Consider the following 19,007-nt stretch of genomic DNA (forward strand, 5'->3'; position numbering starts at 1 on the left):
TGATGGATTCATACGCAAAAGTATGATGCACAAGCGAAGGTCGGAAGAGTGTCTATCCTCAGGGGGAGCCGTAGCTCCTGTACATGATGTTGTCCTAATCGTAAATAGCCGTAAAGCAATGGAAAAGGACGATCTTCACGCTTTACGGCAATGATTACAGCTAGTTTATGGATAAGAGGGAAGTTGTCTGCTCTTAACAGACAACCTCCTCTTTGATTTCGACCTGAAACGGAACCGTTGAGAAAGTATGAAAGTCGAATAGTCCCATGTCCGTCAGCTTCAGCTCTGGGATGACAGGCAGGCATAGGAAGGACAACGTGACAAAGGGATGGAAGTCATCTGAAGCGCCAATCTCCTTCAAGGCTTGATGAAGCTTCTCCAGCTGCTCTAGTACATGCTCATAACGCTCCGCAGACAGGAGTCCGGAGATCGTAAGCTCCACGACCGCATGCACCTTGCCATCACAAGCAATGGCTAGTCCGCCTCCTGCTTGTTGAAGCGCCTCTATAGCCAAGAGCATATCCTCGTCACAGGTTCCCGCCACGACCAGATTATGAGAATCATGAGCAACAGTGGAGGCAATCGCTCCGCGCTGAATCCCGAAGCCGTGAACAACGCCAAGACCGACATTGCCTGTCTTCTTGTGCCGTTCCAGAACGGCAATCTTGAGCTGGTCTTTGTCAATAGAAGGGACAAACTGTCCATTCTCCACCTTCACAAGAGCCTGCATATGATTGGTGATCAGTTGATTCGGAATGATGCCAATCAGCCGACATAGCGCTTCTTGCTTGTGATCGTCGCCATGAACTTTGAGTGGAATATGCAGAGCTGAGGGCTCAGGCCGATCAAGACGCACGGACTTAAGCAAATCAGCGGGCGGCGGAAGAATAGGAAGCGCTGCCCCTACATATTGGCCACCCTCCGCAATAAGCTCCCCCTTGCGATATACCTGGTGAATATGGAGTTTCTCCAGATCATCGACGATGAGGAGATCGGCATCGTAGCCTGGCGCTATGGCTCCTTTATGCTCCAGCTGAAAGCATTCTGCCGCATTCAATGAAGCCATCTGAATGGCCATTAACGGGTTCAGTCCCTCTTGGATGGCAAGACGCACGTTATGGTCAATGCTGCCTTCATGCACAAGCTCGTCCAAGTGCTTGTCATCCGTACAGAACATGCAGCGTCTTACGTTGAATGGCGTGACAGCTGGCAGCAGGGCCTTGACATCCTTGGCGACAGAGCCTTCTCGAAGCATAAGGTACATGCCTCTTCTAAGCCGTTCTTTGGCTTCTCCCGCATTAACGCATTCATGGTCGGTTACAATGCCAGCCGCCGCATAGACGTTGATCGCATCTCCATGCAGACCAGCACCGTGACCGTCTATGTGTCCCCGATAATGGTCAGCATCGAGCAGCTTATTCAGCATATCGTCGCTGCCGTTGGCCACCGAAGGGTAATCCATGACTTCAGCCAAGCCAAGCACCCGTGGATGGCTGTAGAAGGGCTTGAGCTGATCTGCGCCAAGCACAGCACCTGCATGTTCAAAAGGAGTAGCCGGTACACAAGATGGCAGCATAACACGCACGTCGAGCGGAAGCTCCTCTGAAGCATCCAGCATGTACTGAATGCCTGCTTCGCCACTTACATTGGCAATCTCATGGGGGTCTGTGATCACTGTGGTCACGCCGTGCGGCAGGATAGCCCGTGCGAATTCCGCAGGTGTGACCATTGACGACTCGATATGAACATGAGCATCGATAAAGGCTGGAACAAGGTATTTGCCGTCTGCATTGATCACCTGCTCCCCCTCGTAGTCGCCAATGCCAACAATACGCCCATTCGTTATGGCGACATCCCCTTTCATAATCTCCAGATTGAAGACATCAACAATGTTGGCGTTTCGAATAACCAGCTCAGCGCGCTCCTGCTTGCCGGCCGCTCGAATGCTGCGTGCCAATTGTTCCTTATTCGATCTCATGATAGGTGTTCCTCTCCCTTGTTTTTATCGTAATGTGTCGCTAGCAAATTCTCAAAGCCATGGCTATGCTGCTTAAAGAACACGAAAAGCTCTGGCAATAGGCCAGAGCTTGACTGAGCAGGATGTTAGGGTATAGGAAATGAGGCGCACATGATTGGCGCCCTCATCTATAGTACGAATCCTTGCTCGTAGTCAAGCCTTTTACGGTGGCCTGGTAGAGACGTTCGGACCTTATTTCCGAGTTTATACGAGACGGTATGCGATTTGTTGTTTTACACATCTTAACGATGGGGCTGGAGCAAGTCAATGGGATTAATAACCACCTGATGATGAACGCTCCAGCATCCCAGCATAATTGTGAATGAACGAGGCATCTTAAGGGACATAACAAGTCCAAAGACAAGGGAGAGTTCGCGCACATGGTTACATTTACAGTGCTGATTCTATGCATCGCGATCCTAGCAGGGATAGTAGGAGCGATATTGGGCCTTGGAGGAGGCATTATTGTGACCCCGGCCTTAACGCTGCTGTTCGGTCTTGATATCAAGTATGCGATCGGCTCAAGCATTATCTCCGTTATCGCAACCTCTAGCGGAGCAGCCATTGCTTATCTCCGTGATCATTTAACCAATATTCGTGTTGCTATGTTTCTTGAGCTTGGGACGACCTTAGGAGCGATAACAGGGGCATTTGTCGGCGGTTTGCTTTCTGCGAAGGCGCTGTATATCATTTTTGGGCTGCTGCTGCTCTACTCCTCTCTTCATATGTTGAAAAAGGTGAACACGGAGCTTCCACAGGATGTAAAGCCTCATCCGATGGCGGAGAAGCTTCGTTTGAACGGCTCTTATTATGACAAAGCACTGGACAAGGACGTGCCTTATCAAGTCTCGAATGTCTTTTCGGGGCTAAGTGTCATGTACGGTGCAGGTGTGATGTCTGGGCTGCTCGGCATAGGAAGTGGAAGCTTCAAGGTGATGGCCATGGATATGTTTATGAAGATGCCGCTTAAGGTATCGAGCGCCACCAGCAACTTTATGATGGGGGTGACGGCGGCGGCAAGCGCGGGTTTGTTTTTCGTAAGGGGCGATATTGATCCCAAGATTGCGGCTCCTGTTGCAATTGGAGTGTTGATTGGGGCAACTCTGGGAGCACGGTTGATGCAGCGCTTGAAGAGCAAGACCATTCGCCGCTTGTTTATCCCGATCCTGCTCTATATCTCGATTCAGATGATCTGGCAGGGATGGGGGTATAACGGATGAGATCGATTGATGATGTTGAGCTTCTTGTCAGCAAAGTCATGCGTGCGAGTGTGCTTGTCAGCAGTGCCGGCATTGCCCTTGGTTTATTGCTGTTTATAGCAACAGGGCAGAGCGGTTATCCTGGTGACATGTATCCGACCACTCTATCTGCTGTCGTGCGCGGCGTGCTTCAGTTCAAGCCGTATGGTGTAATGGCGGCAGGGCTGCTGCTGCTGATCCTTACGCCGGTTATTCGCGTGGGAGTTTCTATTTTTGTGTTCATCAAGGAGCGGGACCGCCTGTATGTGTTGATAACGACCGCGGTATTCGTCATCTTAATCGTAAGCTTTATTCTTGGGGAAGTAAGCTGAATGGGGCAGTAGTGAAAGGCAGCTCGCATTCGATATGATAGAAGAGGATAAGGATGTCAATCCTGTGCTCTTGAAAAGGACCAACCATGTTAGCCTTGGCTGGTCTTTTTTGCATGCGCATGTCGTCCAAGGGTTTCGGATGTCATTCGTACATAGGAAGCCTTCGTTTACATTAGTGGCTTCAATATAATGGATGATCACTTATTCATCTGCAGCTGCAACATCTGAACGATTGATCTCGTATAGGGGACAATCAAGCTGAGATAGCTTGACCAAAGATTTTGCATATTTTTTCATTTTGATAAAGGAAAAGGCAAGGAAGAGATTCTACACAAAAAAGGCATAGACAAACAACAACGAGAGAGGTAGATGGAGAATATGAAAAAAACAGCAGCGCTGACACTAGCCATTGCTATAGGCCTGATGGGCACACAAGCCGCTTTTGCCGGACAGGCTCCAGTAAATCCTAAAGGGGCGCCCGTAAATGTGTTGAATACAACAACATCCATCTCTGTCGATGGCAAGCAAGTGGAGGGGTCATTTTTGATGCAGGGCGAAGTTGTCATGCTTCCAGTCCGAACGGTTATGGAGGAGCTTGGCTACAAGCTGAAGTGGAATCATGAAACCAAGCTGGTGGAGATGACGCAGCAGAATCAATCCCTTACGATTACAGTCAATGAAGATCGCTATACATTAAATAAAATGATTCGAGAGCTGGGCAAGGCTCCTGTCTTGAATAATAACGAGCTGTATGTGCCATCTGCATTCTTAACCGAGCTTGTTCAAGTAACGGCTGAAGTGGTAGACGGACACTTGCAGATTGCAACTGAGCTGAAGCAGGATAAGCCGCAGGATGGCAAGCAGCACTTTGTGATTACCGTTAATCACGAAGGTCTTGGTACGGGCGATTGGCTGGGTACAGCTGATGATGATGGCGTCTGGGTGCCCATTCAGCCGATTGCAGAAGCTCTAGGCTATCAGATGGTTGAAGACGAGAGCTATGATCTCGTGCTTCGTCAAGGCGCACGTACGGTGATGGTGAATGAAGGCGAGAAGACAGCAGGAGTTAATCGCATGCTTGTGCATGTAGAGCATGCGCCCAAGCAGATTAACGGCGCGATGCATGTCGTCTTGGAAGATCTGAATCCTTTGTTTAATGTGAAGACAGGTGTCGATGTGACCGGGGTGATCGGAGTGGTGAGCGAGGATGGGACATCTACGGAGAAGCCAGATACGGAAGTACCACAGGATGGCAAGCTTCACTATGTCCTTGTTGTAGAGGATGAGGGCATCGATCCTAGAGAGGCCAACGTGTATGAAGCGAATGAGACGGTGATGATTCCTGTTCAGATGGTTGGCGAGGCGCTTGGCTATGAGGTGGTTCAAGATGAGAACTATGATCTTGTGCTTCGTCAAGGCGTACGCACGATTATGCTTCAAGAAGGCAAGCAGGAAGCAGGTGTCAATCGTATGCTGGTTCACTTGCAGACTGCTCCTGAGTTGAAAGAGGGTGCGCTATACATCGGCATGGAAGGGCTGCAGGAGCTGTTTGGTGCAGCTGCAATGATGGATGAGACAGGCGTTATTACGATTCGGGTGGCAAAGTAAAAACACATCATGGATGCCTGCGGTGCGGAGAAGTCTTAGCAGTGCGGCAGGTTAAAATTGTGATTCATCTCAAAGTGGTGTGAACTGTGGACTAGTGGCTCCCATCTTGGATTCATTAGCGTAGAAAGGGGCTGTCCCAAAGGTCTAAAAAGACTTGGGACGCCTCTTTTTCGTGTAGATTGGGTTGTGGACCAGCCATGAAGAAAGCAAATGCTTACAGGTGATTCTCAAATGAATAAGGCACAAATGCTGCCTTGAAGCTGCACCTTAGGACAATCCGTAGAGTTTGCTGATCCGCAAGAGAAGCTCCTTGTATTCGGGCTTATTCTCCAGATTGTGCAGCATTCCTTCAAGGAGAGGAAGACGAGGGCTGCCCTGCTTGATTTCGTCCAATATAATCTCGAGTGTGATGCGCTCGTGCTCGCGCTTGTCATCTTGCTGAAGCAAGGATAGTTGTTCTTTCAGCGTCAAAGCCAATGCATCAGTCGAGTCTTTTGCTTGCTTAGGATCATGCGCCAGCATATCGAAGCATAAGAGCGGGGACAGTTCATTGATCGTAATCAGCGGCTCTTCCCCCGCTTGCTCCAAGCCCTCTACCAGATCATCCAAGCGACGAAGCGTATACTCCGCGACGGTTCTAGAGCTTAATGTCAGCTGGCCTAAGATCATGATCTGAAGGAAGGATTGAATGATGCCCTGCAAGATGATCAATAGATCCATGCGATAAGGCTTAATCCGTTCGCCGTAGAGCTGTGTCAGGTGCCGATCAAAGAACTCGAAGCTCTCGTGCCGAATCAGCTCCATCATCTCAGCCATGTCCTGATTATAAGGAAGAGCATTTTCACGAATATGCATGATGATGAATTCTTTATGCTTTACAATCTCTTCATATTGACTTTGAAGCTGACGGATAAAGACCTCTCTCGGCGGAAGATCTTCGTTCCACAGGGCATGAATATGGCTTTGGATCTGCGTATAGTAATGCTTGAATATAGCCAAAAGCAGAGCTTCCTTGGATTCAAAGTATAAGTAAAAGGCTCCTTTGGATATTCCGCTTTCGCTCGCAATCTCTTGAACGGATGTCGAAGTAACACCCTTTGTTGCGAACAGCTTCATCGCCTGTTCAATGATTAACAGCTGCTTGTCTTTCATGACAAAGGTCCTCCAAATCGATGTTATCCGAATGAATACCGCTTATAATATCCATCCATTATACCCTATTTAGTCGAAGGATAACGTTCCATTAATATCGTCCAAATCGATGTGATATTGTTCATAGACGATGTATTTGACTAGGCAGTCATGGTTCAGGTATATTATGAATTGTTATGACTGGTCAGTCAATGACCGGTTGGATAGGGAGATTAAGGAGGAGAGAAGCGTTGAATGGACTCATTCGTTTTACCTTGAACAACAAGTTTGCCGTATGGTTAATGACCATTATCGTAACGGCTGCGGGCATCTACTCCGGTCTAAACATGAAGATGGAGACCCTGCCTGATATTACGACCCCACTTGTCACCGTCACTACGGTATACCCAGGTGCTACGCCCCAAGAAGTAGCCGATCAGGTGACGAAGCCGATTGAGCAGCGGGTACAGAATCTGTCTGGCGTCAATGTGGTAGGATCGTCTTCTTTCCAGAATGCCTCGCAGATTCAGATTGAATATCGTTTTGAGACAGATATGGAGAAGGCCGTCGAGGAGGTCAAGCAGGTATTAGCGGATGCTTCCTTTCCAGAGGGGGTTCAGAGTCCTCAAGTATCTCGTCTAAGCTTTAATGCCTTTCCTGTAATGACCTATGGCATCTCAGCGGATAATCAATCGCTCGCATCGCTTACGAAGCTCGTAAATGATGCTATCCTTCCGAAGTTCGAAGGCTTGGACGGTGTGGCGCAGGTTCAGATCAGCGGCCAGCACGTCCAAGAAGTCGAGCTTACCTTTGATCAGGCAAAGCTTAAGCAGTATGGCCTAACCGAAGATACCGTTCAAGGGATGATTAAAGGATCAGATCTCAAATTCCCGCTTGGACTTTATACATTTGGCGATACAGAGCAATCGGTGCTCGTTGATGGCAAGTTCACAACGATTGAACAGCTCAAGTCCCTTAAGATTCCGTATACGCCATCTCTTCCTCAAGGCGCAAATGGGGCAGCGGGAGCTGGAGCAGGCGCTCAGAGTGGTGCTGCAGGCTCGCAAGGCGGAGCTGGAGCAGATGCTCTCATGGGACAAGGTGGAACACCTGCCGCAGGATCGAATGCAGGCGCAGATGTGGCAGCAGGAGAGCTGCCGCCGCAGGCCGTGATGGGGCTGCCAACCGTAGAGCTTAGTGAGCTGGCTAAGATTGAGGTGATCGGCAAGGCTGAATCCATCTCCCGCACGAATGGCAAGGATGCAATCAGCCTTCAGATTATTAAGGCTGCAGATGCGAACACCGTCGAGGTTGTAGACGCTGCAAAAGGCCTTGCAGAGGAGCTTGAAGGCCGCTATCCTGATGTTCACTTTGTGTCTACGCTAGACCAAGGCGAGCCGATCGAAGAATCGGTACAGACCATGCTCAGCAAAGCCATCTTCGGCGCGGTCTTCGCTATGATCATCATTATGCTGTTCCTGCGCAATCTGCGCATGACCCTAATCTCGGTCGTGTCGATTCCGCTCTCCTTGATTATTGGCGTGCTTGTTCTCAAGCAGTTCGATATTACGCTTAATATTATGACTTTAGGGGCTATGACGGTGGCTATTGGCCGAGTCGTCGATGACTCCATCGTTGTCGTCGAGAACATCTATCGCCGCTTATCAATGAAGAAGGAAACGTTGAAAGGCATGGACCTTATTCGAGAAGCGACGAAGGAAATGTTCCTTCCGATCATGTCCTCGACCATTGTAACGATTGCGGTATTCCTTCCGCTCGGATTGGTACAGGGGATGGTAGGAGAGATGTTCTTGCCGTTTGCCCTGACCATTGTATTCTCGCTGCTTGCTTCCTTGCTTGTTGCGATTACCATTGTGCCGATGATGGCGCATTCCTTGTTCAAGAAGGGCATCTCGGCAAAGCATATGCATCATGATGATAATCCTACACGACTAGGAAAAGCATACAAGCGTATATTGGAGTGGAGCTTGAACCATAAGGTGATCACTTCCTTAATTGCAGTGATATTGCTTGTCGGCAGCATTCTGCTTGTACCGTTTGTTGGCGTCAGCTTCCTTCCTTCTGATGAAGAGAAGATGGTTATTGCCACGTATAAGCCTGCGCCAGGCCAAACGACGGCAGATGTGGAGAAGGTAACGGCCTCTGCAGACGAGTTCTTCCGCAGCCGCAAGGATGTGGAGCTTGTTCAGTATTCCTTCGGCGGCAGCAACCCGTTCAGCATGGGGCAGAGCAATCAAGCGTTGTTCTTCGTGAAGTACAACGACGACACGAAGAACTTTGGCACAGAGAAAGAAGAAGTCATTAAGCAGCTTCAGGAGCGCACGGATAAAGGCGAATGGGGCAATATGGATATGATGTCCGGCGGCATGGGCGGCAGCAATCTTCAGATTCATGTATTCGGTTCGGATCTAGAAGCGATGAAGCCTGTCGTGATGGACGTAGAGTCGCGATTAGCGAACATTGAGGGCCTTAAAAATGTAGAGAGCGGCTTGTCCGAAGCCTACGATGAATATACGCTTAACGTTAATCAAGAGAAGCTTAGTCAGTATGGCCTGACAACTGCCCAAGTGGGTATGGCGCTTAGCCAGCAGCACAGTAAGCCTGTGCTGACGACCGTCCAGCATGAAGATGAGGAGCTGAATGTGTACGTTCATGTAGAAGAGCCAACCTATGGCTCCATTGATGATATGCTGAAGCGCACCTTGATGACGCCGCTTGGACAGCAGATTGCCATCAAAGATGTTGTGGATGTAACGAAAGGGCAGACGTCCGACACCATTACGAGACGTGACGGTCGCCTGATGCTGCAGGTAAGCGCAGAGATTACAGAGAACAATGTGGCGGATGTATCTTCTGCTGTCAATAAAGAGATTGAGAGCATGACGATTCCTGCAGGCATGGACATTGCCATGGGTGGGGTCACAGAGGATATCCAAGAGTCGTTCACACAGCTTGGCGTTGCGATGCTGGCGGCGATTGCCATTGTATATCTGATTCTTGTGATTACATTTGGCGGCGGTCTCGCGCCGTTCGCAATTCTATTCTCGCTTCCGTTTACCGTCATTGGGGCGATTGTTGCTCTGTTGATCGCAGGAGAGACTATCAGTATCTCCGCAATGATCGGCGCCTTGATGTTGATTGGGATAGTGGTAACGAATGCCATCGTATTGATCGATCGCGTGATTCACAAGGAGCGCGAGGGAATGCCAACACGGGAAGCCTTGCTTGAAGCAGGGGCAACTCGTCTTCGTCCAATTCTGATGACCGCAATCGCGACTATAGGCGCGCTGATTCCGCTCGCGATCGGAATGGAAGGCAGCGGTCTCATCTCGAAGGGGCTTGGCGTTACGGTTATCGGCGGACTTACAAGCTCGACCTTGCTTACATTGGTTATGGTGCCAATCGTATATGAAAGCCTAATGAAGCTGCGCCGCAAGGACAAAGCTCAGAAGGCGGCCGCATAACCACGACCAACGAAGCACGCATATAACGCTGGAGAATCGGATCGAGCAATAGACAAGTCGCACATGGATGCGCTTTGCATGTTGCTGTCCAATTCAAACAGGGCTTTCTTCTCTTATATGGAGAAGGAAGCCCTGCTTTGTATGATATACGTATCCTGCGAACAGGGTTACGGTGCGGATCGTTCCTTAAAGTCTTCAATCAGCATCTCTATTGTAATCTCCGCCAATACGCGCTCCATCGCGCTTTGTGCGCGTCCAAGCACACCTTCTAGCACGTGCTGGATATTGGCACCGATCAAGCATGCGGGATTCGGATTCTCATGCATGTGGAATAGTTCTCCCTCGCCTACGACCTCGACAGCGTGGTATACGTCAAGCAAGGAGATGTCGGCAGGCTCCTTCAATAAAGCTGCGCCACCTGCGCCGGCCCGAACCTGAACCATCTGCGCCTTTTTCAGCATCCCCATCAGTCTGCGGATCACTACAGGATTCGTGTTCACGCTTCCCGCAATCCACTCCGATGTCTGATGCTCCCCTCGATTGATCCCTAATAAGCACAGGATATGAACGGCAACGCTAAAGCGGCTGCTGATCTTCATTGTTGATCACCTCGTTGCAACAATTATAGTTACAACTCTTCGTGAAGTCAATGGCGCGTGCAGCGCGCGAATGAGCGAGAAAGAGTTGCGCATAATAAAGGCACGCTGCCCTAAAATAAACAAACAGCGCCATCATCCACCAGTTGAAGCAAGCTCCTGTCAAAGGTGGATCCAAAGGGGACTTGTCTTATATGTTGGAGAAATGGTTTAAGCTCAAAGCATATGGCACCGATGTTCGAACCGAAGTAACGGCAGGTGCGACGACCTTTTTTACAATGGTATATATCGTAATCGTGAACCCTGCCATCTTATCCGGTGCAGGAGTACCGTTCCAACAGGTGTTTACCGCTACCATAGTGGCGGCCATCATCGGCACACTCACGATGGCGCTCTTTGCGAATCATCCGATTGCCATTGCGCCGGGGATGGGGATGAATGCTTATTTTACTTCAGTGGTAGCTGCTCATGGCATCAGTTATCAAGTTGCTTTTGGCACCGTATTTGCAGCAGGGATTCTATTCTTGTTGCTCACCTTTACGAGGCTTCGAGAGTTGCTGATTGATTCCATTCCTCCAGCGCTCAAATACGGGATCACAGGGGGCATTGGACTGTTTATCGCTTTTATTGGCCTGAAGTACGCAGGCCTTGTCATTGCCAATGAATCGACCATGGTGACGCTTGGCAATCTGAAAGAGCCGATCACGGTTCTGTCGATCTGCGGCTTGCTGTTAACCTTGGTGCTGATGTCAAGAGGTCTCAAGGGCGCCTTGTTCATTGGGATGGCGGTAACCGCTGCGGCAGGCTATTTTATGGGGCTCTTGAAGTTTCATGGAGTAGTGGCTTGGCCGCAACCGCCAGTCTTGTTCGATCTCGACATCTTCGGGGTATTCCAGCACGGGCTGTACACCGTGGTGTTTGCCTTCTTACTGGTCGCTATCTTCGATACGACCGGCACGATGATTGGCGTTGCGGAGCAGGCAGGCATTATGAAGGATGGCAAGCTGCCAAGAGCGAAGCAAGCGCTGTTTGCGGATGCGTTAGCGACAACGGCTGGCTCAGTCCTGGGCACGACACCGTGTTCAGCTTATGTGGAATCATCTGCAGGCGTGGCGGCTGGAGGACGTACCGGATTAACGACGCTGACGGTGTCTATCTTCTTTTTACTGTCGCTGTTCTTCTCGCCGCTTATCGAATCCATCGCCTCCTTGTCGGCGATAACATCGCCTGCATTGATTGTGGTCGGCTGCTTCATGATGGAGGGACTTGCTCATGTACGCTGGAAGCAGTTCGATGAAGCGTTCCCCGCCTTTGCGATCATGATTATGATGCCGCTCACCTCGAGCATCGCGACAGGGATTGCGATTGGCTTCATAACGTATCCTTTGCTTAAGTTATTCAATGGCAAAGGCAAAGAGGTGCACCCGATCCTTTATGTATTCGGCGTAATTTTTGCGATTCAAATGGTATTTTTTCCAGCTCATTGAAGAATGGAATCGAATTTGAATTATATGGAACAAGTTCCGTAATTCCCAGTAGGCAGGTATATAAACGCTTATTATACTTAGGAAATGTCTATGTGCGTGTTGTCACAAGTATCGCTGGCGAGAACGAAGCGGAATTCTCGCGGATCAGCTTGTGTACAAGACGCAGATAGAGGATTTGGAAAAAGGAGAGCTTGACATCTATGAGTGACAAAGAAGCAAAAAAGCTGCGATGGTATAACATTGCGCTTATGGCATTCGTCTCTGTATGGGGATTCGGTAATGTCGTCAACAACTATGCAAACCAAGGTTTAACGGTCATCACCTCGTGGATCTTGATCATTGCTTTGTACTTCGTTCCATATGCCTTGATGGTGGGCCAATTGGGTTCCGCCTTCCAATACGGCAAGGGCGGCGTCAGCAGCTGGATTAAGGAAACAATGGGGAAAGACCTTGCTTATATGGCGGCTTGGACCTATTGGGTCGTACATATTCCTTATTTGGCTCAGAAGCCGCAAGCGATACTGATCGCCTTGGGCTGGACATTCACAGGCAATGGAGACTTAACGAAGTCATTCAGCACCTTCTGGCTGCAGTTTATCACTTTAATTATTTTTGTTCTGTTCTTGTGGATTGCCTCAAGAGGCATCACATCCTTGAAGCGGATTGGTACCATTGCGGGGATCAGCGTATTCATCATGTCGCTATTGTACATTCTGCTTGCCGTAACCGCTCCAACTCTAACCGGCGCGGAGGTTGCAACGCAAAATATTACGTTCAAGACATTCATTCCAGAATTCAATTTTGCCTACTTTACAACCTTGTCTATGCTGGTGTTTGCGGTTGGGGGAGCGGAGAAGATTTCTCCTTATGTCAACAATACGCTTAATCCGGGCCGAGAATTCCCTCGCGGGATGATCGTGCTGGCGATTCTCGTGTCGATCTGTGCGCTGCTTGGCTCCTATGCGATGGGCATCATGTTCGACTCGCATCATATTCCGGTTGACCTGAAGATGAACGGGCAATATTACGCCTTCCAGATTCTTGGAGAGTATTACGGTCTTGGCAATGTGCTTATGGTCATCTATGCTTTGGCAAATACACTAGCCCAGATCTCCGCGCTTGCATTTTCCATCGATGCGCCGCTTAAAGTGCTGCTTGCAGATGCAGATGAATCGCATATTCCAAAATCATTGCTTAAAACAAATGAGCGTGGAACGCCAGTAAACGGCTACCTGTTAACGCTGATTCTGGTCGGCATTCTGATCATGGTGCCGGCACTAGGCATCGGAGAGATGAACTCCTTGTTCAACTGGCTGCTGGATCTGAATTCGATCGTCATGCCGCTTCGCTATCTGTTCGTATTCCTAGCGTTTATGGCTCTTATGCGTGCGCTAGATAAATACAAGTCAGAGTACTATTTTGTTAAAAATAAAACGCTTGGCTTCGGAATCGGGCTGTGGTGCTTCCTGTTTACGGCCTTTGCTTGTGTAATGGGAATGTTCCCTAAGGTCGAAAGCTTTACGAGCGAATGGTATTTCCAGCTCATCCTGAACATCGGTACACCGTTTATTCTGCTTGGTCTTGGCTTGATTCTGCCGATGCTAGCTAGACGTAATAAGAGAGCATCATGAAGCAACACCCGCTAAGCGTAACAAAAGATCATTTACTGACCAATATCGTAATCTAACAGAAGAGCCTTATTGGTCATGGTTTATGCAGCGAATATAACTTCAAATAAGCCTAAATGCGCAGATGTGATAAGACCGAAGCGTGTTGAAGTCATGTGCTGCGAGAAGCTAATGAACTGAAGAGGCTGAGTTTCAGGGAGAACTTCCCCGAAGCTTGGCCTTTTTTGTTTTCGAGAAAGTCCGTGATTCAAGATCATTGATTTGCTATTTTCCATATTGAATAGGCTTGAAATAAATATGACATTCGTACATAATGTTTATATAATGACAAACGAAATGAGTGATCGTTTATGAAAATAGATGTGTCTGATTATTTCCAGCGTGCGACGATAGAGGAACTAAAACAGGGGCATCTCTATGATCCTAAGACGGAGCAGCATGTATGCCTGATATGCGGACAATGCTACGAGGAAGGTGTTATTTATACAGATGGCGAGCCGACAGCCTTCTACGAGGCGAAGAAGAAGGTGAAGCTTCATATTCAAGCAGAACATGAATCGATGTTTCATTATTTGATCGGCCTTGATAAGAAGCGCACCGGCCTGTCGGACGTGCAGAAGGAGCTGCTGCTGCGCTTTTATAACGGCTTCTCCGACTCGGATATCGTCAAGGAGCTTGGCGGAAGTGCCTCCACCATTCGCAACCATCGGTTTACGATGAGAGAGAAGCTGAAGCAGGCGAAGCTGTTTATTGCGCTGATGGAGCTTGTAGAAGCGAAGAATGATGAAGCACCGAAGCTGGTGGCGATTCCTCAGCATGCTGCGCGTGTTGATGAACGCTATGCGGTGACAGAGGAAGAGAAGACGAAGATTCTGCAGCAATATTTTAAAGAAGGATTGAATGGGCCGATCGAGAGCTTTCCGAAGAAGGAGAAGCGCAAGCTTGTTATCCTTCAGGCGCTGCTGAACCGGTTTGACCGAGAACAAACGTATACGGAGAAGCAGATCAACGAGATTCTGATGTCGGCTTATCCCGATTATGTAACGCTGAGACGCTATCTCATCGAATATGGCTTTCTGGATCGCAAGGATGATGGAAGCGAGTATTGGCTTAAGTAGGAGAGGAGAGGAATTATGATGGAACAACCATCCAAATCAACAAAGAAATCAAAAGATGAATTGAAAATGATCGCCCGTGAATACGCTAAAACCCATCGCCGCATGGGGGTTTATCAGATTGTAAATAAGGAGAACGGCTATTTCGTGCTCGGCAGCAGCATGGATGTGGATCAGGTATGGAATAAGGAGAAATTCACCCTCGACTTAGGCTCGCATATGAATAAGGAGCTTCAGAAGCAGTGGAATGAGTACGGTGGAGAGGCCTTCGAGCTCAAGGTGCTGGAGGAGCTGAAGCCAGAGGAGGAGTACATTGTCGAGCCTGCGGACCGGCTAAAGTATAAGCCAAGGCTCAAGGAGCTGCTAGAGGCTTGGGAACAGAAGCTTAAGCCATAGTTCCAGACAGAACATGCTTTGGTTCCATGCCGCATGCTCATGTTGGCTGTAGAATCAAGTCACAAGAGAAATCGATACAACCGCCATCTAAAGTTCAGCTAACAGTTAAGCATGGGTATTTAGGTTGAACTCAAAATGGCGGTTATTATCTATTTTGTCCTCTCTGACGAGCTAAGAAAATAATAAACAAAATATAAAATGGATACGCACATGCTGCAAATATAGTAATCAGACCTACCACTTTATTCGCCTTGTCTTCGGGGTTTACGATGGGAAATAAAGAAGTGAAAACATAACTAAAACCTATAAAATATACAAACCATGACACACAGCTAATATAATTTAAATTGTTCAAGGATGTAAAATGGGGGGCTAATATAAATATATACACAACTCCAATTAACGGAATCAATAGAAGGTTGAGCAGTAAAATGGAGTTCATGACAAACTCTGGCTCCCAGCCTGTTAATCTAGCAATACGAGAAACATTGAAAGCCAAATGCACCTCTACAAAAAATAAAAACCCAAAATAAGCACTTAAAACATTCAAATATAAGAACTTGCGCATGGTCTTTCCTCCTTCTAACCCACAACATGCTCATCTACCATAGAGAAAACACCTCTTTAAGTAGGGTAGTGGTTGCCAGGCACCTTCACTTGACCAAACGAAGAGGTGTTTTTCTTTTTTTCAAGCTGTCACGGAATGGGAACAAAAGCTGTATATTCATGGAAGCTTGGGTAATGGTGATTTATCATTCTGTGCTGGATTGCTAATGATTGCTTCATAATCGATTTCACCCTCACCTATGTGCCAATCAACGCAATGCGCATTTGCTCCATCAGCTTCTCGATCTGATCAGCGCGATGCTCATAGTAAATGCGGTTCTCCTTGCGCACCGCTTCAATGATCCCTAACGATACGAGCGAGGACAAGTGATGCGAGACGGTCGAATTCGATAGATTGAGCCGCTGGGCGAGCTCATATCCATACAGCGGCCCCTGACGGAGCAGCCGAATGATCTCCAAGCGCTTCTCGTCTGCAAGAATTTTGAATGCGCTCAAGATCTGTGCTTTGTCCATTGTCTGGGTAGAGCAAGCTTCAAACTTCTTTGAGCCATACACGAGCAGTATGCAATCGTTAAGCTCGCTATAGCTATGGGTATCATAGAAAGCGATCGTAGGCGCAAGCACGAGCTTTAACGGCTCCTCTCCTTTTGTCTCCATCTGAAGCATCGTTTTGAATATCTGCATGAACGCATCCTCGCCATGCTCTTCCATATACCTGTTGAGCGTTTGGACATGTTCGTTTTGAAGCTGCATATATTGGTTTAGATCATCCTCTACATACGGTCGGATATCCTGTATGAGCTGGATGAGCCTTTGCTTCGTCTGATCAGCATGAATAAATAGATAAGTGGCTTTCCACTTCTCGGCTTCTGGAAGATTGCTGCTTTGAATAAGGGCATGGACTTGAGCGGGATCATGATCGTCAACATTCTTGTGAACAAAGTAACCGGTCTGAAGGAGAAAGGGGAACCACTCCTGACTTGGTGTATCCAGCAGCTTCTCGGTAAGCGAATCGAGCGAGTCATGTACCTCATGCTTCCAAGCGAACCAGATAAGCGTCAGCCCAAAATAACTCTCAAAGTCAAAGAAGACAGCGAGTTCTTTACGAATCGCCTGGGGAATCATGGAGCGTTTGCGTTCCACCCAGTGGTTGAGTTCTAGCGGCTGTCCGCTAATATCACGTGTATGATGCTTCAATAAATGCTCATGTGCATGCACACGAAACATGATCGCGAGCAGTTCGAAGACAGGGGATGCGACGACCTGCAGTCGATCCGAAAAGGAATTCAGTTGCATGATAAATGATCTCCTTGACATGGATTAAAAGGTAATATTATACTATCATTAATTTCGATGCGCATCAAATGTTATATTCGATATGAATCGATATCAAATGGGATTTTAGGAGGGTAAATGATGATTACATTTCCAAAAGCGAGTATGGATCAGTATTTTGAAACCTATATCATCGACAACTTTGATGTAGCCAAAGATGAATCGCGTCTCGTATTCAGCAGCAACCTGAATGGCAAGTTCAACCTCTGGGCATTGAACCTTCAGGGAGATCTGCGTTACCCCTATCCTTTGACGTATATGAATCAGCGGGCTGCTTATGTGAAGCAGGACCCGAATCAGAAGTATATTCTAGCTGGTTTTGATCATGAGGGGGATGAAAATGTACAGATGTACGCTCTTCCTTGGGAGGGCGGCGAGCCTCAGAAGCTGATACCAGCAGAAGAGCAGGACAAATTATTTTTTAGCCACCTGTCAGAGGATGGCGAACGCATGTATTATACGACCTCGCAGGGCAATCCTACGTACATGAATGCTCATGTTCTTGACCTCAAGACACAAGACAATCGTTTGCTGAATGAGGGCAAGGAAGCCACTACCTTCTTGGCTGCGGTCAGTCCTGATGAAACCAGCTGTATTTACACAGAATCCTTTTCCAATACGTATCAATTGGCGACATTGAAACGCTCAGGTGAGGAAGATCGCAGTCTAACACCTTCAAGAGAAGTTGTGCATCGTGTGGGTGGAGCCAAATTTATTGATGAGGATACGATTCTCTTTGCAACAGATTATGAGGCAGATACTCATTATCTGGCTGAGTACCGCATCTCGACAGGCGCTTTTAAAGCCATCTGTACGATTGAGAAGGAAGATATCCGTGATCTGGCATGGCATAAAGAATCGCGCACGGTGTACATCACGACGGAACGAGGGGTGGCGGATAAGCTCTATAAGTTTAAGTTGGATGAAAGCGTGCTTGAATCAATGGAGCTGCCAGTCGATGTTGTGATGAAGCTCGTTGCGATGCCATCCGGACAGCTGTATGTGCTTGGACGGAGCGCTGTTGAGCCGTATAATATTTATCGCTATAGCGATGGATCATGGAGCCGATTGACGCAGAATGTCGTTGTCGGCTTAACGAAGGAGGATCTCGTTGATCCGGAAGTGATCACCTATCCTTCCTTTGACGGCATGGAGATTGAGGCTCTGCTCTTCCGTGCCAAGGCAGAGTGTGCCAATGGCTATACCGTGTTCTGGCCGCATGGCGGTCCGCAGGCGGCAGAGCGCAAGTTCTTCCGCGCGATGTTCCAATACATTCTTGCACAAGGCTATCATATCTTTGCTCCGAACTTCCGCGGCAGCACAGGCTATGGCAGTTCCTTTGTGAAGCTTGTGGAGCGCGATTGGGGCGAGGGCCCGCGCAAGGACTGCGTAGCTGGAATGGAATGGCTGTTCGAGCAGGGCATATCGAGCCGTGAGAAGCTGTTTGTCGTTGGCGGAAGCTACGGCGGCTATATGACGCTGCTTCTGGCTGGCCGTCATGCTGATTATTTCCGCGCTGCTGTAGATATATTCGGCGTGAGCAACCTGTTTACCTTTGTGAACTCAGTGCCTGAGCATTGGAAGCCAATGATGGACCGCTGGGTCGGAGATCCTGAGCGTGATCGTGAACGCTTCGTTACCGATTCTCCGATTACATATCTCGATGCGATGACGAACCCGATGCTTGTTATACAAGGGGCGAATGACCCTCGTGTTGTGAAGGAAGAATCGGATCAGATCGTCGAAGCACTGCGTTCGAAGGGCCGTGATGTGGAGTATCTCGTATTTGATGACGAAGGCCATGGCTTCTCGAAGCGGGATAATGAGAAAAAAGCGTATCGCACGATGGTTGAGTTCTTGAATCGCCATCAATCATAACGAAGCTGGAATCCATCTTCTGCGGTACACTTATTAACGGTTCATGCTGCTCTTTTTCTTAAGTTGCTGCTATTCGTAAAAATTGTCGATAAGCCCTCTTGCTCGATATTAAGCAAGGGGGCTTTTTTGACACCATAGATTTGATGCTTCAATGAAGGAATCAGCATCAACATGCTAATGGGCGATACAAACCT

General features: G+C 48.3%; 14 protein-coding genes and 1 riboswitch. Of the genes, 9 read left to right on the forward strand and 5 right to left on the reverse strand.

Features of this window, described 5'->3' with window-relative positions; all coding sequences use genetic code 11:
• Positions 1-193: 193 nt before the first annotated feature.
• Complete coding sequence (ade, locus tag B9Y93_RS12760) at positions 194-1,978, reverse strand: adenine deaminase (protein ID WP_085494799.1); 1,785 nt, start codon at positions 1,976-1,978, stop codon at positions 194-196.
• Between the two features lie 169 nt (positions 1,979-2,147).
• Positions 2,148-2,249, reverse strand: a riboswitch (purine riboswitch).
• A gap of 148 nt (positions 2,250-2,397) precedes the next feature.
• On the opposite strand from ade, the gene B9Y93_RS12765 reads away from it, so the two are divergent.
• The 3 genes from B9Y93_RS12765 (at position 2,398) to B9Y93_RS12775 (ending at position 5,195) form a co-directional block, all read left to right on the forward strand.
• The gene (locus tag B9Y93_RS12765; RefSeq protein ID WP_085494800.1) at positions 2,398-3,237 is read left to right on the forward strand and encodes a sulfite exporter TauE/SafE family protein; all 840 of its coding nucleotides are present in this window, start codon (positions 2,398-2,400) and stop codon (positions 3,235-3,237) included.
• Positions 3,234-3,587, forward strand: coding sequence for a DUF1634 domain-containing protein (locus B9Y93_RS12770; RefSeq protein ID WP_085494801.1), 354 nt, complete (start codon positions 3,234-3,236; stop codon positions 3,585-3,587). The genes B9Y93_RS12765 and B9Y93_RS12770 overlap by 4 nt, the downstream gene beginning before the upstream one ends.
• A 369-nt stretch (positions 3,588-3,956) precedes the next feature.
• Entirely contained in the window at positions 3,957-5,195 is a 1,239-nt protein-coding gene (locus tag B9Y93_RS12775; protein ID WP_085494802.1) for a stalk domain-containing protein, read from the forward strand.
• A 267-nt stretch (positions 5,196-5,462) separates the two neighbouring features.
• Here B9Y93_RS12775 and B9Y93_RS12780 read toward each other — a convergent pair whose 3' ends face one another.
• Complete coding sequence (locus B9Y93_RS12780) at positions 5,463-6,347, reverse strand: TetR/AcrR family transcriptional regulator (RefSeq protein ID WP_085494803.1); 885 nt, start codon at positions 6,345-6,347, stop codon at positions 5,463-5,465.
• A 230-nt stretch (positions 6,348-6,577) separates the two neighbouring features.
• Between B9Y93_RS12780 and B9Y93_RS12785 the strand changes: the two genes are divergently transcribed.
• On the forward strand, positions 6,578-9,811 hold the full coding sequence (locus B9Y93_RS12785; protein ID WP_085494804.1) for an efflux RND transporter permease subunit: 3,234 nt from the start codon (positions 6,578-6,580) through the stop codon (positions 9,809-9,811).
• Between the two features lie 167 nt (positions 9,812-9,978).
• Here B9Y93_RS12785 and B9Y93_RS12790 read toward each other — a convergent pair whose 3' ends face one another.
• Positions 9,979-10,410, reverse strand: a complete 432-nt coding sequence (locus B9Y93_RS12790) for an Rrf2 family transcriptional regulator (RefSeq protein WP_085494805.1) — start codon at positions 10,408-10,410, stop codon at positions 9,979-9,981.
• Between the two features lie 191 nt (positions 10,411-10,601).
• Here B9Y93_RS12790 and B9Y93_RS12795 point away from each other — a divergent pair, with 191 nt between their 5' ends.
• The 4 genes from B9Y93_RS12795 (at position 10,602) to B9Y93_RS12810 (ending at position 15,033) form a co-directional block, all read left to right on the forward strand.
• Positions 10,602-11,894 carry an NCS2 family permease gene (locus B9Y93_RS12795; RefSeq protein WP_085494806.1) on the forward strand — a complete coding sequence of 431 codons (1,293 nt, stop codon included), beginning with the start codon at positions 10,602-10,604 and terminating at the stop codon, positions 11,892-11,894.
• Positions 11,895-12,094: 200 nt separating this feature from the next.
• Entirely contained in the window at positions 12,095-13,525 is a 1,431-nt protein-coding gene (locus B9Y93_RS12800) for an amino acid permease (RefSeq protein WP_085494807.1), read from the forward strand.
• 347 nt (positions 13,526-13,872) lie between these two features.
• Positions 13,873-14,640, forward strand: a complete 768-nt coding sequence (locus B9Y93_RS12805) for a DUF2087 domain-containing protein (RefSeq protein ID WP_085494808.1) — start codon at positions 13,873-13,875, stop codon at positions 14,638-14,640.
• Between the two features lie 15 nt (positions 14,641-14,655).
• Positions 14,656-15,033, forward strand: coding sequence for a GIY-YIG nuclease family protein (locus B9Y93_RS12810; RefSeq protein ID WP_085494809.1), 378 nt, complete (start codon positions 14,656-14,658; stop codon positions 15,031-15,033).
• Between the two features lie 145 nt (positions 15,034-15,178).
• On the opposite strand, the gene B9Y93_RS12815 is transcribed toward B9Y93_RS12810, so the two are convergent.
• Together B9Y93_RS12815 and B9Y93_RS12820 are read right to left on the reverse strand one after the other, a co-directional pair.
• Positions 15,179-15,601 (reverse strand): hypothetical protein, encoded by a 423-nt coding sequence (locus tag B9Y93_RS12815; RefSeq protein WP_085494810.1) that lies wholly within the window; start codon positions 15,599-15,601, stop codon positions 15,179-15,181.
• A gap of 236 nt (positions 15,602-15,837) precedes the next feature.
• Positions 15,838-16,896, reverse strand: a complete 1,059-nt coding sequence (locus B9Y93_RS12820; protein WP_176228919.1) for an ArsR/SmtB family transcription factor — start codon at positions 16,894-16,896, stop codon at positions 15,838-15,840.
• A gap of 120 nt (positions 16,897-17,016) precedes the next feature.
• Between B9Y93_RS12820 and B9Y93_RS12825 the strand changes: the two genes are divergently transcribed.
• Entirely contained in the window at positions 17,017-18,813 is a 1,797-nt protein-coding gene (locus B9Y93_RS12825) for a S9 family peptidase (RefSeq protein ID WP_085494812.1), read from the forward strand.
• Positions 18,814-19,007 lie beyond the last annotated feature (194 nt).

The organism is Paenibacillus aquistagni, assembly GCF_900177815.1.
Classification (GTDB): domain Bacteria; phylum Bacillota; class Bacilli; order Paenibacillales; family Paenibacillaceae; genus Paenibacillus_B; species Paenibacillus_B aquistagni.